This window comes from Rhodococcoides trifolii (genome assembly GCF_014635345.1).
Lineage (GTDB): Bacteria > Actinomycetota > Actinomycetes > Mycobacteriales > Mycobacteriaceae > Rhodococcoides > Rhodococcoides trifolii.
On record NZ_BMCU01000002.1, the window covers coordinates 983,597 to 998,478 of the forward strand.

At 67.2% G+C, this 14,882-nt stretch carries 14 protein-coding genes; 12 read left to right on the forward strand and 2 right to left on the reverse strand.

The genetic code is table 11. The annotated features are described in order from the left end of the window. Positions 1-47: 47 nt before the first annotated feature. From ruvC to IEW02_RS11930, 9 genes are all read left to right on the forward strand, one after another. Positions 48-620 (forward strand): crossover junction endodeoxyribonuclease RuvC, encoded by a 573-nt coding sequence (ruvC, locus tag IEW02_RS11890; protein WP_188544970.1) that lies wholly within the window; start codon positions 48-50, stop codon positions 618-620. Next, positions 617-1,225: a Holliday junction branch migration protein RuvA gene (gene ruvA, locus IEW02_RS11895; RefSeq protein WP_188544971.1), complete on the forward strand. Its 609-nt coding sequence runs from the start codon at positions 617-619 to the stop codon at positions 1,223-1,225. Before ruvC ends, ruvA begins: the two co-directional genes overlap by 4 nt. Beyond that, positions 1,222-2,295: a Holliday junction branch migration DNA helicase RuvB gene (gene ruvB / locus IEW02_RS11900; protein WP_188544972.1), complete on the forward strand. Its 1,074-nt coding sequence runs from the start codon at positions 1,222-1,224 to the stop codon at positions 2,293-2,295. Before ruvA ends, ruvB begins: the two co-directional genes overlap by 4 nt. Before the next feature lie 74 nt (positions 2,296-2,369). After that, positions 2,370-2,729, forward strand: a complete 360-nt coding sequence (yajC, locus tag IEW02_RS11905) for a preprotein translocase subunit YajC (protein WP_188544973.1) — start codon at positions 2,370-2,372, stop codon at positions 2,727-2,729. Between the two features lie 126 nt (positions 2,730-2,855). Next, a complete protein-coding gene (gene secD / locus IEW02_RS11910; protein WP_188544974.1) occupies positions 2,856-4,616 on the forward strand; it encodes a protein translocase subunit SecD in 1,761 nt (586 codons plus the stop codon). Between the two features lie 2 nt (positions 4,617-4,618). Further along, on the forward strand, positions 4,619-5,797 hold the full coding sequence (secF, locus tag IEW02_RS11915) for a protein translocase subunit SecF (protein ID WP_229745952.1): 1,179 nt from the start codon (positions 4,619-4,621) through the stop codon (positions 5,795-5,797). Between the two features lie 2 nt (positions 5,798-5,799). Beyond that, positions 5,800-7,497, forward strand: a complete 1,698-nt coding sequence (locus IEW02_RS11920; protein WP_229745953.1) for an ABC transporter substrate-binding protein — start codon at positions 5,800-5,802, stop codon at positions 7,495-7,497. Continuing rightward, positions 7,494-8,036, forward strand: a complete 543-nt coding sequence (locus tag IEW02_RS11925) for an adenine phosphoribosyltransferase (RefSeq protein ID WP_188544976.1) — start codon at positions 7,494-7,496, stop codon at positions 8,034-8,036. Before IEW02_RS11920 ends, IEW02_RS11925 begins: the two co-directional genes overlap by 4 nt. A 191-nt stretch (positions 8,037-8,227) precedes the next feature. Beyond that, positions 8,228-10,498: a RelA/SpoT family protein gene (locus tag IEW02_RS11930; RefSeq protein ID WP_188545311.1), complete on the forward strand. Its 2,271-nt coding sequence runs from the start codon at positions 8,228-8,230 to the stop codon at positions 10,496-10,498. Between the two features lie 18 nt (positions 10,499-10,516). On the opposite strand, the gene IEW02_RS11935 is transcribed toward IEW02_RS11930, so the two are convergent. Then, positions 10,517-11,389, reverse strand: coding sequence for a peptidylprolyl isomerase (locus tag IEW02_RS11935; protein WP_188544977.1), 873 nt, complete (start codon positions 11,387-11,389; stop codon positions 10,517-10,519). A 207-nt stretch (positions 11,390-11,596) separates the two neighbouring features. Here IEW02_RS11935 and IEW02_RS11940 point away from each other — a divergent pair, with 207 nt between their 5' ends. Genes IEW02_RS11940 through IEW02_RS11950 form a run of 3 tightly spaced genes read left to right on the forward strand, consistent with a single transcriptional unit; the run spans position 11,597 to position 14,161 of the window. Further along, entirely contained in the window at positions 11,597-12,265 is a 669-nt protein-coding gene (locus IEW02_RS11940) for an MBL fold metallo-hydrolase (protein ID WP_188545312.1), read from the forward strand. After that, positions 12,265-13,545, forward strand: a complete 1,281-nt coding sequence (gene hisS, locus IEW02_RS11945) for a histidine--tRNA ligase (RefSeq protein WP_188544978.1) — start codon at positions 12,265-12,267, stop codon at positions 13,543-13,545. Before IEW02_RS11940 ends, hisS begins: the two co-directional genes overlap by 1 nt. Then, complete coding sequence (locus tag IEW02_RS11950) at positions 13,532-14,161, forward strand: hypothetical protein (RefSeq protein WP_229745954.1); 630 nt, start codon at positions 13,532-13,534, stop codon at positions 14,159-14,161. Before hisS ends, IEW02_RS11950 begins: the two co-directional genes overlap by 14 nt. Positions 14,162-14,164: 3 nt before the next feature. Here IEW02_RS11950 and IEW02_RS11955 read toward each other — a convergent pair whose 3' ends face one another. Further along, positions 14,165-14,836, reverse strand: a complete 672-nt coding sequence (locus IEW02_RS11955) for a TetR/AcrR family transcriptional regulator (protein ID WP_308933175.1) — start codon at positions 14,834-14,836, stop codon at positions 14,165-14,167. Positions 14,837-14,882: the final 46 nt, after the last annotated feature.

A 14,882-nucleotide genomic window follows, 5' to 3' on the forward strand; every position in this document is an offset into this window, starting at 1 on the left:
GCTCTCGAACAACAGTTCGTAGAGCAGCAGAACGGGAGCACAGCAGCGTGCGGGTGATGGGTGTCGATCCGGGTCTGACGCGGTGCGGGTTGAGCTTGGTCGAGGGCGGCAGCGGGCGCACCGTCACCGCGCTGGACGTCGACGTGATCCGCACTCCTGCGGATCTGGATCTGGCGCGACGTCTGCTGATCATCTCCGAGGCCGCCGAATACTGGTTGGACACCCACCAGCCGAGCGTCGTGGCCGTCGAGCGAGTCTTCTCCCAACACAACGTGCGGACCGCCATGGGCACTGCGCAAGCGGGGGGTGTGATCGCTCTCGCCGCTGCGCGGCGGGGGATCACGGTCGCGTTCCACACGCCCAGTGAGGTGAAGGCCGCGGTCACCGGAAACGGAAGTGCCGACAAGGCTCAAGTCACCGCGATGGTCACACGAATTCTGCGGATGCAGCAGGCGCCGACACCGGCCGACGCGGCTGACGCTCTCGCGCTGGCGATCTGCCACTGCTGGCGGGCGCCGATGATGGCGCGCATGGCGCAGGCGGAAGCGCTTGCAGCAGAGCAGAAACGGCGCTACGAGGCCAAACTGAAGGAACAGCGGAAGGCGGGTGCGAAGCGATGATCAGCTCGATCCGCGGTGAGGTGCTCGACATCGCACTCGATCACGTGGTCGTCGAAGCCGCGGGGGTCGGGTATCGCCTCAACGCGACACCCTCCACGCTCGCCGGCCTGACCCGAGGCGACGACACCCGGTTGATCACGGCGATGATCGTCCGCGAGGACTCGATGACGCTGTACGGGTTCTCGGACTCCGAACAACGTGACCTGTTCGGGTTGCTGCAGACCGTCTCCGGGGTCGGGCCGCGACTTGCGATGGCCATTCTCGCTGTGCTGGAACCGGATTCGTTGCGCGCAGCCCTGGCCGACGGCAACGTCGTCGCGCTCACCCGCGTGCCGGGGATCGGCAAGCGCGGTGCGGAACGGCTGGTGGTCGAGTTGCGGGACAAGGTGCACGCCGTCGCATCCGCAGGGTCGCCGACGCGTACCGCGGCGGTGCCGGGCAGTGGCACCTCGGTTCGTGATCAGGTCAGCGAGGCCCTCGTCGGCCTCGGGTTCCCCCTGAAGCAAGCCGAGGACACGGTCGACGCGGTCCTCGCGGCCGAGCCGGATGCCAACACCTCGGTGACGCTGCGCGCCGCCCTGGCCAGTCTGGGCAAATCCCGATGACGGACGAGCCGGAGGAGTCACCGGTCACCGCGGAGTTCGTGGCCGACGACGCGGACATCGACGCGAGCCTGCGACCGAAATCGCTGGACGACTTCATCGGGCAGCCGCGGGTGCGCGAGCAACTGCAGCTGGTACTCACCGGGGCCAAGATGCGCGGCGGCACCCCGGATCACATTCTGCTGTCGGGTCCGCCCGGTCTCGGCAAGACCTCGATGGCCATGATCATCGCGGGGGAGCTGGGTACCGCACTGCGTCTGACGTCGGGTCCGGCCCTCGAACGAGCCGGCGACCTGGCGGCGATGCTGAGCAACCTCGTCGAGGGTGACGTCCTGTTCATCGACGAGATCCACCGGATCGCCCGTCCCGCGGAGGAGATGCTCTATCTCGCGATGGAGGACTTCCGCGTCGACGTCGTGGTCGGGAAGGGACCCGGTGCCACGTCGATTCCCCTGGAGGTCGCACCTTTCACCCTGGTGGGAGCCACCACCCGTTCCGGCGCACTGACGGGTCCGCTGCGTGACCGGTTCGGATTCACCGCACACATGGACTTCTACGACCCGCCCGAACTCGAACGCATTCTCACTCGATCCGCCGGCATCCTCGGCGTCCGGATCACCACGGACGCCGCGGTCGAGATCGCTGGCCGCTCGCGGGGGACACCCCGCATCGCCAACCGGTTGCTGCGACGCGTGCGCGACTACGCCGACGTGCGGGCCGACGGCATCGTCACGCTCGAGGTAGCCCAAGCCGCGCTCGCGGTCTACGACGTCGACGAGCTCGGTCTCGACCGTCTGGACCGCGCCGTACTCGGCGCGCTCGTCCGCAGTTTCGGCGGCGGACCCGTCGGCGTGTCGACACTGGCGGTCGCGGTCGGCGAAGAACCGGCCACAGTCGAAGAAGTGTGCGAACCGTTTCTGGTGCGAGCCGGAATGGTGGCCCGAACCCCACGTGGGCGCGTTGCGACGGCTGCGGCGTGGAAGCAACTGGGCTTGGTACCGCCGTCCGATCTCACCGTCGGCGGGATCCCGGTGCGATCCAACGAACCCGCGCGAACACTGTTCGACGACTGACGACGGCACACATCGATCCGGACAGATGGCACACTGGTCGGAACCCCACCCGATAAATCGAGGAATGATTCTTCATGGAATTGCTGTTTCCGCTCCTGATTCTCGCCCTTCTCGTACCGATGTTTCTCGGCATCCGCCGTCAGAAGAAGGAACTTGCGAAGACGACCGAGCTGCAGGACTCGCTGCAGATCGGCGACCGCGTTCTGACCACCTCGGGCCTGCACGCCACCATCGAGGACCTGGACGAGACGACCGTCGACCTCGAGATCGCACCGGGCATCATCACCACGTGGTCCCGTGCAGTCGTGCGTGACGTGCTGGTCGACGAGGAATACGAGGACGACGAGTACGAGAGCGACGCGACCACGACGCTCGGCGCCCCCGTTGCCGAGGAAAGCCCCGAGCAGACTCAGGCGCGTTTGACCAAGGACTGACACGCGAGAAGAAGACAAACCTCGCGCGCACCGCTGCCCGGGCGTCCTGGGCGGCGGTGCTTTTCCATGGGGAGGGTACGGTCGACCGTGCTCTGACCCCTTTCGACTGTAGGAGAACGACACACCGTGGCACCTTCCAGCGGATCGACGTACCCGGTGCGCGCTCTGGCTCTGTTCGCAGTGCTGGTCGCCGTCGTCTACGGACTCGTCTTCCTCACCGGTGACAAGTCCCCGACCCCCAAGTTGGGTATCGATCTACAGGGCGGCACGCGGGTGACGCTCACTGCGCGGACCCCCGACGGCAGCGCCCCCAGTCAAGACAGCCTGCGTCAGGCACAGCAGATCATCGAGACTCGCGTCAACGGTCTCGGCGTCTCCGGGTCCGAGGTCGTCATCGACGGCGACAACCTGGTGATCACCGTGCCGGGTGACGACAGCTCGCAGGCCCGCACGTTGGGTCAGACAGCTCGGCTGTACATCCGGCCGGTCCTCACGACCCAAGCCCCCACGGCCGCCGGTCAGGCCCCGACCGCCACCGATCCGTCGGCGCAGGTGCCTGCGACCGGTGATCCGACGGCGCCCGCTGCGCAGAACCCGGCAGCGCCGCCGGCCCAGGATCCCGCTGCGACCGTGCCGCAGAATCGCCCCTTCCCGGCGCAGGACCCGACGGCACCGGCCGACCCCACCAGCACCGAACCGGCGCCCGCCGACGGTCAGGACGCCGGTACCGAGCCGGGTGACGCACCCGCCGAGTCGACGGCCGGAGAGACCGCCGACGCGATCGCGTCCGCCAAGGCGTTGCGTCAGAGCACCGACCCGAGCATTCAGCAGCAGGCGATGGCGACCATCGACTGCTCTGCGCCGGACCCGTTGCAGGGCAACGACGATCCGGCACTCCCGCTGGTGACCTGCTCGTCCGACGGCACGGCCGTGTACGTGCTCGAGCCGTCCATCATCGACGGACAGCAGATCGCCGACGCCAGCTCACAGTTCGACACCCAGCAGTCGCGCAACGTCGTGTCGCTGAGCTTCGACACCGGCGGCGGTGACACCTGGGCGCAGTTCACCTCCTCCAACATCGGCAAGCAGGCCGCGTTCACCCTCGACTCCAAGGTCGTCAGTGCACCGGTGATCCAGGGTGCAACGCCGTCCGGAAGCGCCACGCAGATCACCGGCAACTTCACCGCAGACAGCGCGCGCGAGCTCGCGAACACGTTGAAGTACGGTTCGCTTCCCCTGTCGTTCGCAGCGTCGGAGGCCGAAACCGTCTCCGCCACACTCGGTCTCGCGTCGTTGCAGGCAGGCCTGATCGCCGGCGGCATCGGTTTCGCCCTGGTGCTTCTGTACTGCCTCCTGTACTACCGCATGCTGGGCATCCTCACCGCGCTCTCCCTGGCCCTGTCGTTGGTGGCCATCTACGGGATCCTGGTGCTGCTCGGTCGATGGATCGATTTCACCCTCGATCTCGCCGGCATCGCCGGCATCATCATCGGCATCGGCATGACCGCCGACTCGTTCGTCGTCTTCTTCGAACGCATCAAGGACGAGATGCGTGAGGGCCGAAGCTTCCGGTCCGCCGTTCCCCGCGGATGGTCGAGAGCACGACGGACGATTCTGTCCGGAAACGCGGTCAGCTTCATCGCCGCCGCGGTGCTCTACGCTCTGGCCGTCGGTCAGGTGCGCGGGTTCGCGTTCACCCTGGGCCTGTCCACCCTGCTCGACATCATCGTGGTCATTCTCGTCACCTGGCCGTTGGTGAACATCGCATCGCGCACCGACTTCTGGTCCAAGCCGTCCGTGAACGGACTCGGTGCGGTCGCGGAGATCGCCCGCGCCCGTAAACGGGCAGCATCGGCCAAACTCGCCACCACCTCCAAGGAGGCATGATCATGGCCGACACCACAGTCACCGACTCGCTCGATCCGGCGCAGGCCGAAGCGTCCAAGAGTTGGCTCAGCCGTCTCTACACGGGTACCGGCGCCTTCGAGGTCATCGGCCGCAGACGCTTCTACTACATGCTGACCGGCGTCATCGTGCTGATCGCGCTGCTGTCGATCGCAGTGCGCGGGTTCACGTTCGGAATCGACTTCGAAGGCGGTACGCGGGTCCAGTTCCCGGCGGCCGACAACGTCTCGACCAGCCAGGTGGAGACCGTGTACTCGCAGGCGCTCGGCCAGGACCCGGTGTCCGTGCAGACCGTCGGCAGCGGTGCCGGGGCCACCGTCCAGATTCGCTCGGAAGCGCTCGATCAAGGTCAGGCCAGCACGCTGCAGGCGGCTCTGTTCGACGCGTTCAAGCCCGTCAACAGCGGCGGAACCCCGACGGCCGACGCCATCAGCTTCACCGACGTCAGCGAGACCTGGGGCGGTCAGATCACGCAGAAAGCGCTCATCGCGCTGGCGGTCTTCCTCGTCCTGGTCAGCATCTATATCTCCATTCGGTACGAGCGGGACATGGCCATCGCCGGTATCGCGGCGCTGTTCTTCGACATCCTCGTCACGGCAGGCGTGTACTCCCTCGTCGGATTCGAGGTCACGCCGGCGACGGTCATCGGATTGCTCACCATCCTCGGCTTCTCTCTCTACGACTCCGTCGTCGTGTTCGACAAGGTGGAGGAGAACACCCGAGGCATTCTGCACCTGAACCGTCGCACCTACGCCGAACAAGCCAACCTCGCGGTCAACCAGACCCTCATGCGCTCGATCAACACCACGCTCATCTCGGTGCTTCCGGTTCTCGCGTTGATGATCGTGGCCGTGTGGCTGCTCGGCGTCGGCACGCTGAAGGACCTCGCGCTGATTCAGTTGGTCGGCATCCTCGTCGGTGCCTACTCCTCGATCTTCTTCGCGACCCCGCTCGTGGTGACGCTGAAGGAGAAGTGGGGACCGGTTGCGGCGCACACCAAGAAGGTGCTCGCACGCCGCGCCGGCGCCGACAGTGGCGCACAGCGAGTGCCGGTGGCCGCCGGCGGCGCTGCCGCGATCAAGTCCGAACCCGTGCGGGAAGCGGCCCGTGCGCCGCAGGCGGGCGCACGTCCGACGGGAAAGCGCGCGAAAAGGCGGCGCTGACGGTGCGCCGGTCAGTCGCCCTCGCCGCGGTTGCGATCATCGCAGCCGGTACCTGCCTGTCTGCGTGTTCGTCGCCCGAGGACAAGGTTCCGTCGATCGGGTACGCGATCGACAACGTGATCACCACGTACAACGCGGGCACCACCGCGGGGTCGGTATCCGCTGCGCCGCAAGTTCTCTCGCGAGTTCTTCCGGGTTTCACCTACCTCGGACCGGAGGGCGTTCCGCTCGCGGACACCGATATCGGAACGTCCTCGATTGTTGCCGGTGACGCCCTCACCGTGGCGTACACGCTCTCACCCGCGTCGGTCTGGTCGGACGGCGTGCCCATGGGATGCGAAGATCTCGTGCTGGCCTGGACTGCACGGAGCGGGAAGGTGCGCGGAGCGGGCGGCGGCCCGGTGTTCGACGCCGCGTCGACCGCCGGCTACGCCGACATCGACCGAATCGACTGCGCCACTGGGTCGAAGGACGCGCTGGTCCATTTCGCGCCAGGGCGGAACTACGTCGACTGGCGGTCTCTGTTCGGAGCCACCGCGCTGATGCCGGCACACATCGCGACCGCAGCGGCCGACGTTCCCGACCTGCCGATTGCCGTGGCCGACAACGACACCGCGTCGCTCGAGCGTGTTGCACAGATGTGGAACACCGGCTGGAACCTCGATCCGGCGTCGTTCGACCCCGCCGACTTCCCGTCTGCCGGCCCGTACCGCATCGAGTCCTACACCGCCGAGGACGGGCTCGTTCTCGTCCCCAACGAGGCGTGGTGGGGACGGGCCCCGGAGACCGAGCGAATCGTCGTCTGGCCCAAGGGCACCGACGTCACGGCCAAGGTCACCTCGTCCGACGTCGAGGTGGTCGATTCCGCGGCGGCCACCCCGTCGCCGTCGGGTTTCACCGATACCGTCGCCCCCGGGTGGGGGATCGAACAGTTGGTGTTCGCCACGACCGGAGTGTTCCAGAACCCGGCCGCGCGACGAGCTTTCGCCTCCTGCGTCCCGCGAACTCAGCTCTTCGACGGCGCCGGAAATCCTGGTTACGACTCCGCCGCCGCAGGTGGTCGAGGCACCGCCGTCGTCGACAGCCGCATGACAGTTCCCGGATCACTCGTCTATCCGACCGTGGCAGCGACGGCCGCCGAACGGTACCGGCAACCCGACACCGCGTCCGCCACAACGGGATTCGCCCAGGCCGGGGTACCGAACCCCACCATTCGGATCGGGTACCTCGGGCCGGACGACACCCGCCGCGAGATCGTCGCCGCCATCGCGTCTGCCTGCACGCCGGCCGGAGTGGCCGTCGTCGACGCGGGAAGCGATCGATTCCTGCCCACCGATCTGAGTTCCGGTCAGGTCGATGCGGTCCTCGTCGGCACCGCCGGTCAGGCGGGTGCAACCGGATCCGCGCTGGCAGAAGCGGACCGCTTCGCGTTGCGGACGGGAGAGGCCACCAACTTCGGGCGCTACTCCAACGGCCGAATCGACGCGATCGTGGATCAACTCGCAGTGGACGATTCCGATGCGACGCAGGCTGCGATCGGTACCGAGGCGGAGAACATCCTGTGGAACGACATGCCCACGCTGCCGCTGTTCAACGCCCCGCGCAAGACGTCGACGGCGAGCGGCGTCGAGAACGTGATGTTCAACCCGACGACAGCCGGCACCGGCTGGAACATGGACAGGTGGGTACTGCTGCGATGACGAGCTCTGCCCCCGGTACCGAAGCCCAGCAGGCCGTCACACGCCTGACACGGTGGGCCGACGACTTCCCGGAGAAGGGTGTGCGCTTCGCCGACCTCACCCCGGTCTTCGCCGACGCGGCAGGGCTGCGTGCGGTCGTCGACGCGTTGGCGGAAGCGGGCCGAGAGGCGGACCTCGTCGCGGGCATCGACGCCCGCGGATTTCTCCTCGGTGCCGGTGTCGCCCTCGCGCTCGGCACTGGTGTTCTGGCCGTGCGCAAGGCCGGTAAGTTACCGCCGCCGGTGCACAGCGAGTCGTACGACCTCGAGTACGGCACGGCTCGGTTGGAGGTGCCCGCGGACACGATCGATCTCACCGGCCGCCGCGTCCTCGTCGTCGACGACGTTCTCGCCACCGGCGGCACGCTCGTCGCCGCCCGCGATCTGCTCACCCGATGCGGAGCCGAAGTCGTCGGAGCCGCGGTGGTCCTCGAGATCGGAGCCCTGAACGGGCGGACGCGATGGGGTTCGGGTGCGCTGACCGCCCTCTCCGAGGTCTGAGGACTAAAGTCGAGACGTACGCGCGACCAGTGGTGACGGCATGACAAGCGGAGCAGGGAGGTGACCCCTTGACACGGTTCATCGGCGAGAACCCGTCGGATTCGGTTCCGACGGAGACCGATTCGGTGCCCGAGGTGGTCGATGCCCCGCCATCTGCGGCGCCGACAGCACCCACTGCGCCCGAGGAGACGGTGACCACCACGTCGACCTCCGCGTCTCGGCGTGTTCGTGCCCGGCTCGCCCGGCGCATGACGGCGCAGCGCAACACTGCGGTCAAGCCCGTACTCGAGCCTCTGGTCGGCACGCATCGCGAGCTCTACCCCAAGGCCGACCTCGCGCTGCTACAGCGTGCGTACGACGTCGCGGACGAGCGCCACGCCACCCAGATGCGCAAGTCCGGCGACCCGTACATCACCCACCCGCTGGCCGTCGCCAACATCCTGGCCGAACTCGGAATGGACACCACCACGCTGGTTGCCGCGCTGCTCCACGACACTGTGGAGGACACCGGTTACTCACTGGAACAGCTGCGTAGCGAATTCGGCGACGAGGTAGCGCACTTGGTCGACGGAGTCACCAAGCTGGACAAGGTCGTTCTCGGTACGGCCGCCGAGGGCGAAACCATTCGTAAGATGATCATCGCGATGGCGCGCGACCCGCGCGTGCTCGTGATCAAGGTCGCCGACCGCCTGCACAACATGCGCACCATGCGATTCCTCCCGCCCGAGAAGCAGGCCCGCAAGGCAAAGGAGACGCTCGAGGTCATCGCGCCTCTCGCGCACCGTCTCGGCATGGCGACGGTCAAATGGGAGCTCGAAGACCTCGCCTTCGCCATCCTGCATCCGAAGAAGTACGACGAGATCGTCCGCCTCGTGGCCGATCGCGCACCGTCGCGTGACACCTACCTGGCCAAGGTTCGCGCCCAGATCAACTCGGAACTGTCCGCATCGCGGATCGGTGCGGTGGTCGAGGGACGGCCCAAGCACTACTGGTCCATCTATCAGAAGATGATCGTGAAGGGCCGCGACTTCGACGACATCCACGACCTCGTCGGTGTGCGCATTCTGTGCGACGAGATTCGCGACTGCTACGCCGCCGTCGGTGTGGTCCACTCACTGTGGCAGCCGATGGCCGGGCGGTTCAAGGACTACATCGCGCAGCCGCGGTACGGGGTGTACCAATCGCTGCACACCACCGTCGTCGGGCCGGAGGGCAAGCCGCTCGAGGTTCAGATTCGTACCCGCGACATGCACCGCACGGCCGAGTTCGGCATCGCGGCGCACTGGCGCTACAAGGAGACCAAAGGAAAGAACTCCTCGAAGTCGGACACCACCGAGCTCGACGACATGGCGTGGATGCGCCAACTGCTCGACTGGCAGCGGGAAGCAGCCGACCCCGGAGAGTTCCTCGAGTCGCTGCGCTACGACCTCGCGGTCAAGGAAATCTTCGTGTTCACCCCCAAGGGTGACGTGGTGACACTGCCGGCCGGATCGTGTCCCGTCGACTTCGCCTACGCGGTGCACACGGAAGTCGGTCACCGATGCATCGGAGCGCGAGTGAACGGGCGGCTCGTGGCGCTCGAACGCACCCTCGACAACGGCGAAGTGGTCGAGGTGTTCACCTCCAAGGCGCAAGGCGCCGGCCCGAGCCGCGACTGGCAGGGGTTCGTCGTCTCGCCGCGCGCGAAGACCAAGATCCGCCAGTGGTTCGCCAAGGAGCGCCGCGAGGAAGCGCTCGAAGCAGGCAAGGACGCCATCGCGAAGGAAGTGCGCCGCGGGGGACTTCCGTTGCAGCGCTTGATGAATGCCGAGTCGATGTCGTCGATCGCGCACGAATTGCGCTACGTCGACGTGTCCGCGCTCTATACCGCGGTCGGGGAGAACCACGTCTCGGCCCAACACGTGGTGCAACGGCTCGTGGCGCATCTCGGCGGCGTCGGCGACGTCGAGGAGGAGCTGGCGGAGCGGTCGACGCCGTCGACCATCCCGACTCGTCCCCGCCGCGTCGGTGACGCCGGTGTGATGGTGTCCGGTGCCGACGGTGTCGTCGCCAAGCTGGCCAAGTGCTGCACGCCGGTGCCGGGCGACGAGATCATGGGATTCGTGACTCGCGGGGGATCGGTCAGCGTGCACCGCACGGACTGCACCAACGCCAGTTCACTGCATCTGCAGTCCGAACGTCTCATCGAGGTGGAATGGGCGCCGTCACCGTCGTCGGTGTTCCTGGTGGCCATCCAGATCGAAGCGCTGGACCGACATCGCCTGCTCTCCGACGTCACCAAGGCGTTGGCCGACGAGAAGGTGAACATCCTGTCCGCGTCGGTGACCACGTCGGGTGACCGGGTTGCCATCAGCAAGTTCACGTTCGAGATGGGCGACCCGAAGCATCTCGGGCACGTGCTGAACGTGGTGCGCAACGTCGAGGGTGTCTACGACGTGTACCGACTCACGTCGGCGGCGTAGACACCCCCGTTCACGTCGCTAGACGTCCAGTTGCACCGTGTTCAGCGTCGTCGCCAGGGTAGGAGCACCGTCCTGAGCGCCACCGGTGATTCCGGCCGCCGCGATCTTGTCGAGCGTGGCCAGACCGGCCTCGTCGATGGTGCCGAACACCGTGTAGTTGGGCGGCAACTGGGAGTCGCCGAAGACGAGGAAGAACTGGCTGCCGTTGGTGTCGGCGCCCGCGTTGGCCATGGCGATGGTGCCGCGGGCGTAGGTCACCGGCTCCTGCAGAGCCGGATCGCTCGGCGCGTACTGATCGGTGGGGAACTCGTTCGAGTACTGGTATCCCGGTCCACCGCTACCCGATCCCGTCGGGTCACCGCACTGCAACACCTTCAGCGAATCGGCCGTGGTGAGCCGGTGGCAGGGAGTGGCGTCGAAGTAGCCCTGGCCGGCCAGCGAGGCGAAGCTGTTCACGGTGCAGGGTGACTCGGTTGCGTTCAGCGACAACCCGATCGGGCCCTGGGTGGTGTCCATGCTGACGCTGACGTTCTCCTGCGCCGTCGGCACCCCGTCGGTCTGCGGGAGGTTGACCTGCTTGGCCGCGGTCCCCCCGGGGGTGTAGGTGCAGCTCACCGTGTCCGGCAGCGGCTGCGACCGGCCGACCGGCATCATGCCCGCAACCTGAGGCTCGGGCGCGGCAGAGGACGTTGCGGCTGCGTCGGTGGATTCCGAATCTCCACCCCGCGTCAACGTGACAGCGAGTACCACTGCGCCGACCAGGACGACCACACCGACGACGGATCCGGCGACGGTGAGCTGCTTGCGTCGTTTGGCGCGTGCGGCGCGGTTCTCGAGCTGGCGATCGAGCTTGCGCTTGGCTGCCTCACGTCGCTGTTCGTTGCTGGGCACTGCGGCGATCCTCTTTCCTCGGGGCGGACGGACTCTCGGGCCTCGGCTGACCGGCAAAGTGTGCCAGGCGAACCTGAGAGGCCACTGACCCGGGCGAGCGAGCCCGTTATGCCGGGTGCGAGCCCCGCAGCTTAGGGTGGAGTCTCCGCCATTCTTTTCGCCACCGCCCCATGCTTGCCGCCCCACGTACTCGAGGAGTCCACCACCGTGCTCGTCACCGGATTCCCTGCCGGGATGTTCCAGACCAACTGTTACGTCCTCGCTCACGACGGGGCCGCCGAATGCGTCGTCGTCGACCCGGGGCAGGAGTCGATGGCACCGTTGATCAACTTCCTGAACGAGTCGCAGCTGACGCCGGTCGCGGTTCTGTTGACGCATGGGCACCTCGATCACATGTGGGACGCGCAGCCGGTGTGCGACAAGTTCGGCGTCCCGCTGTACGTGCACCCCGCGGACCGCTACATGTTGCTCGACCCCGGTTCGGCCATCGGTCCGGCGCTGGCCCCGTTCATCGGCGGAATGACCTTCACCGAACCGGAGACGGTCGTGGAGCTCACCGATCGCGAGTCGCTGGAGCTGGCGGGCATCACGTTCGGCGTCGACCACACCCCCGGTCACACCCAGGGGTCGGTCGTGTTCCGCGTCGAGGTGGATCCGCAGAGCGCCGTCGTGCTGTCGGGGGACACGCTCTTCGCCGGTTCGGTCGGTCGTTCGGACCTGCCCGGCGGCGACCACGAACAGCTTCTTCGGTCCATTCGAGACCGGCTTCTGCCGCTCGCGGACAGCACCGTGGTGTTGCCCGGGCACGGCGGCACCAGCACCATCGGTGACGAGCGAGCGAACAACCCGTTCCTGTCGGGCTTGGGCGGCGCGTGATGAGCAAGGAACACGTCAGCAGTTTTGCGGCGCCGAAAGGCGTTCCCGACTATCTGCCGCCCGACTCGGCCGCGTTCGTGGCGGTGCGCGACGGCCTGGTGCGGTCCGCCCGTTTGGCCGGGTACGGCCACATCGAGCTGCCGATCTTCGAGGACACCGGGCTCTTCGCCCGCGGTGTCGGTGAGTCCACCGACGTGGTCAGCAAGGAGATGTACACCTTTGCCGACCGGGGGGATCGCAGCGTCACGTTGCGTCCCGAGGGCACCGCCGGTGTGATGCGCGCGGTCATCGAACACGGCCTCGATCGCGGGGCGCTCCCGGTGAAGCTGTCGTACAACGGACCCTTCTTCCGCTACGAGCGGCCGCAGGCCGGACGCTACCGACAGCTGCAGCAGGTCGGTGTGGAAGCGATCGGGGTGGACGACCCCGCTTTGGATGCCGAGGTGATCGCCGTGGCGGACACCGGTTTTCGCAGTCTGGGTCTGACCGGGTTCCGTCTCGAGATCACCTCGTTGGGTGACGACAGCTGCCGCCCGCAGTATCGAGAGCTGTTGCAGCAGTTCCTCTTCGGCCTCGACCTCGACGAGGACACCCGTCGCCGCGCGGAGATCAACCCGTTGCGGGTGCTCGACGACAAGCGCCCGCACGTGCGCGAAATGACCGCCGACGCACCGTTGATGCTCGACCACCTGTCCGCGCCGGCCAAGGAGCACTTCGACGCCGTGCTCGAGCATCTGACCGCGCTGGGCGTTCCGTACGTGGTCAACCCCCGCATGGTCCGCGGTCTGGACTACTACACCAAGACCACCTTCGAGTTCGTCCACGACGGTCTCGGTGCACAGTCGGGCATCGGCGGCGGTGGGCGTTACGACGGTCTGATGGCGCAGCTGGGGGGACAGCCGTTGTCCGGCATCGGATTCGGGCTCGGAGTCGACAGGACCGTCCTCGCGCTCGCGGCCGAGGGCGTCGGCGTCGGAGAATCGCGCCGGTGCGACGTCTTCGGGGTGCCGATGGGCGACGACGCGATGCGCCGGTTGGCCGTCATCGCGAAGGACCTCCGTCACGCCGGTGTGCGTACGGACCTCGCGTACGGCGGTCGCGGCGTCAAGGGTGCGATGAAGGCAGCCGATCGATCCGGTGCTCGCATCGCTCTCGTCTTGGGGGAGCGCGACATCGAGGCCGACGAGATCGGCGTCAAGGTTCTCGCGACGGGAGAGCAGGAGTCCGTTCCGCTCGGCGATGTTCTGGCGCGCGTGGAGGCGATTCTTGGCGAAGGGTGAGATCACCGACCTGGATTTGATTCCGCCGGAGCTGCTGGCCCCACGGTTGAGTCGCGCCTCGGCCCTCGTCGGCGCCGTTGCGGTGGTGCTCGGTGTCGTGGTCGGGTTCCTGGCGTCGTCGTTTCTCCTGGGCGTTCTGCTCACGGTCGTTCTGGCCGTCCCGCCGGTGGTCTTAATTCTCCTCGTCGCTCGGCATCACACGTGGATCGACGGTACGACGGTCCATCAGCGGTTCCGATTACGCAGTCGTCACGTCGATTTCGCGGAAGCCGTCTCGGTGGAAGTCGTGGTGCGTGCCGCGAAGGTGAGCCAGGTTCTGCTGCGCGTCAGCGACGGCAACGCCAGCGTGACGGTCGCGTTGGCGCTGTACACCGTCAACGGTGGGCGCGAGCTGCAACCCATGGGCCTGCGCTCTCTCGCGAATGCTCTGTCGTCGGCTGCCTTGGTTCCGGCTGCGGCAGCGGCGTCGGTGCTGATCAAGCAGTTGCGTGCGGAGGCACGGGACGCCGGGCTGGCCGAGCGACCGCTCTACGCGGCGGTGACGATGGTGAAGAACGCCGGCCGCGAGCAGGGGACGGTTCTGACGGACCGAGAAGTGGCCGAACTCAGCGACTGACGTTCAGCGATCGGTCGAGTTCAGCAGTGCGCGTGCCGGTCCCTCGAACTCCCCGGGGGGACCGGTCCAGCCCAGAGCGCGGATCGCGGCGTCGGCGATGGTGACCGCCGTCCTACCCGCCGGTTCTCCGAAATCCGAGCGGGTGTTGATCACCGACTCGACGAGCCTGAACGGGAGAGCCGCGGTGGCGGTGTCCGCAGGGTCGAGAGCGCCGATGGCCACGACGGCGGCACGGGAGAATTCGGTGTAGAAGGCCATCAGGTCGGTGCGTTGCGCGCGGAACGGCTCGAACCTCTCGTTGGCCAGTTCGGGCAGGAAGTACAGGGCGCCCAGGTTCCAACGAGAGTGGGCGAGCTGGCCCGCGTCGAACCATGCGAGTGTGTAGAGCCGCAACACGGCGTCTTCGGTGAGCCCACGCAACTCGCGTGCGTGCGCGAGTGGCGCGTCGACGGTCCCGACCAGGAGTGCCGCGAGGATGTCGTCCTTCGTTCCGAAGTGGTGATAAAGCGAGGCCTGCCGTATCCCGACGGCGTCGGCGATCGCACGGGTGGACGTGCTGGTGAATCCCTGCGTGGTGAACAGTTCCGCAGCGGCATCGAGGATTTCGTCCCGAGCGGTCGCACCGGGCCTCTTGCGGGCTCCGAGACGTGGCCGACCAGCTCCGATCGAAGTCATGGTGGTCATTGTGTCAGCAGGTGAGGACTCGGTCATGGCGGCGACA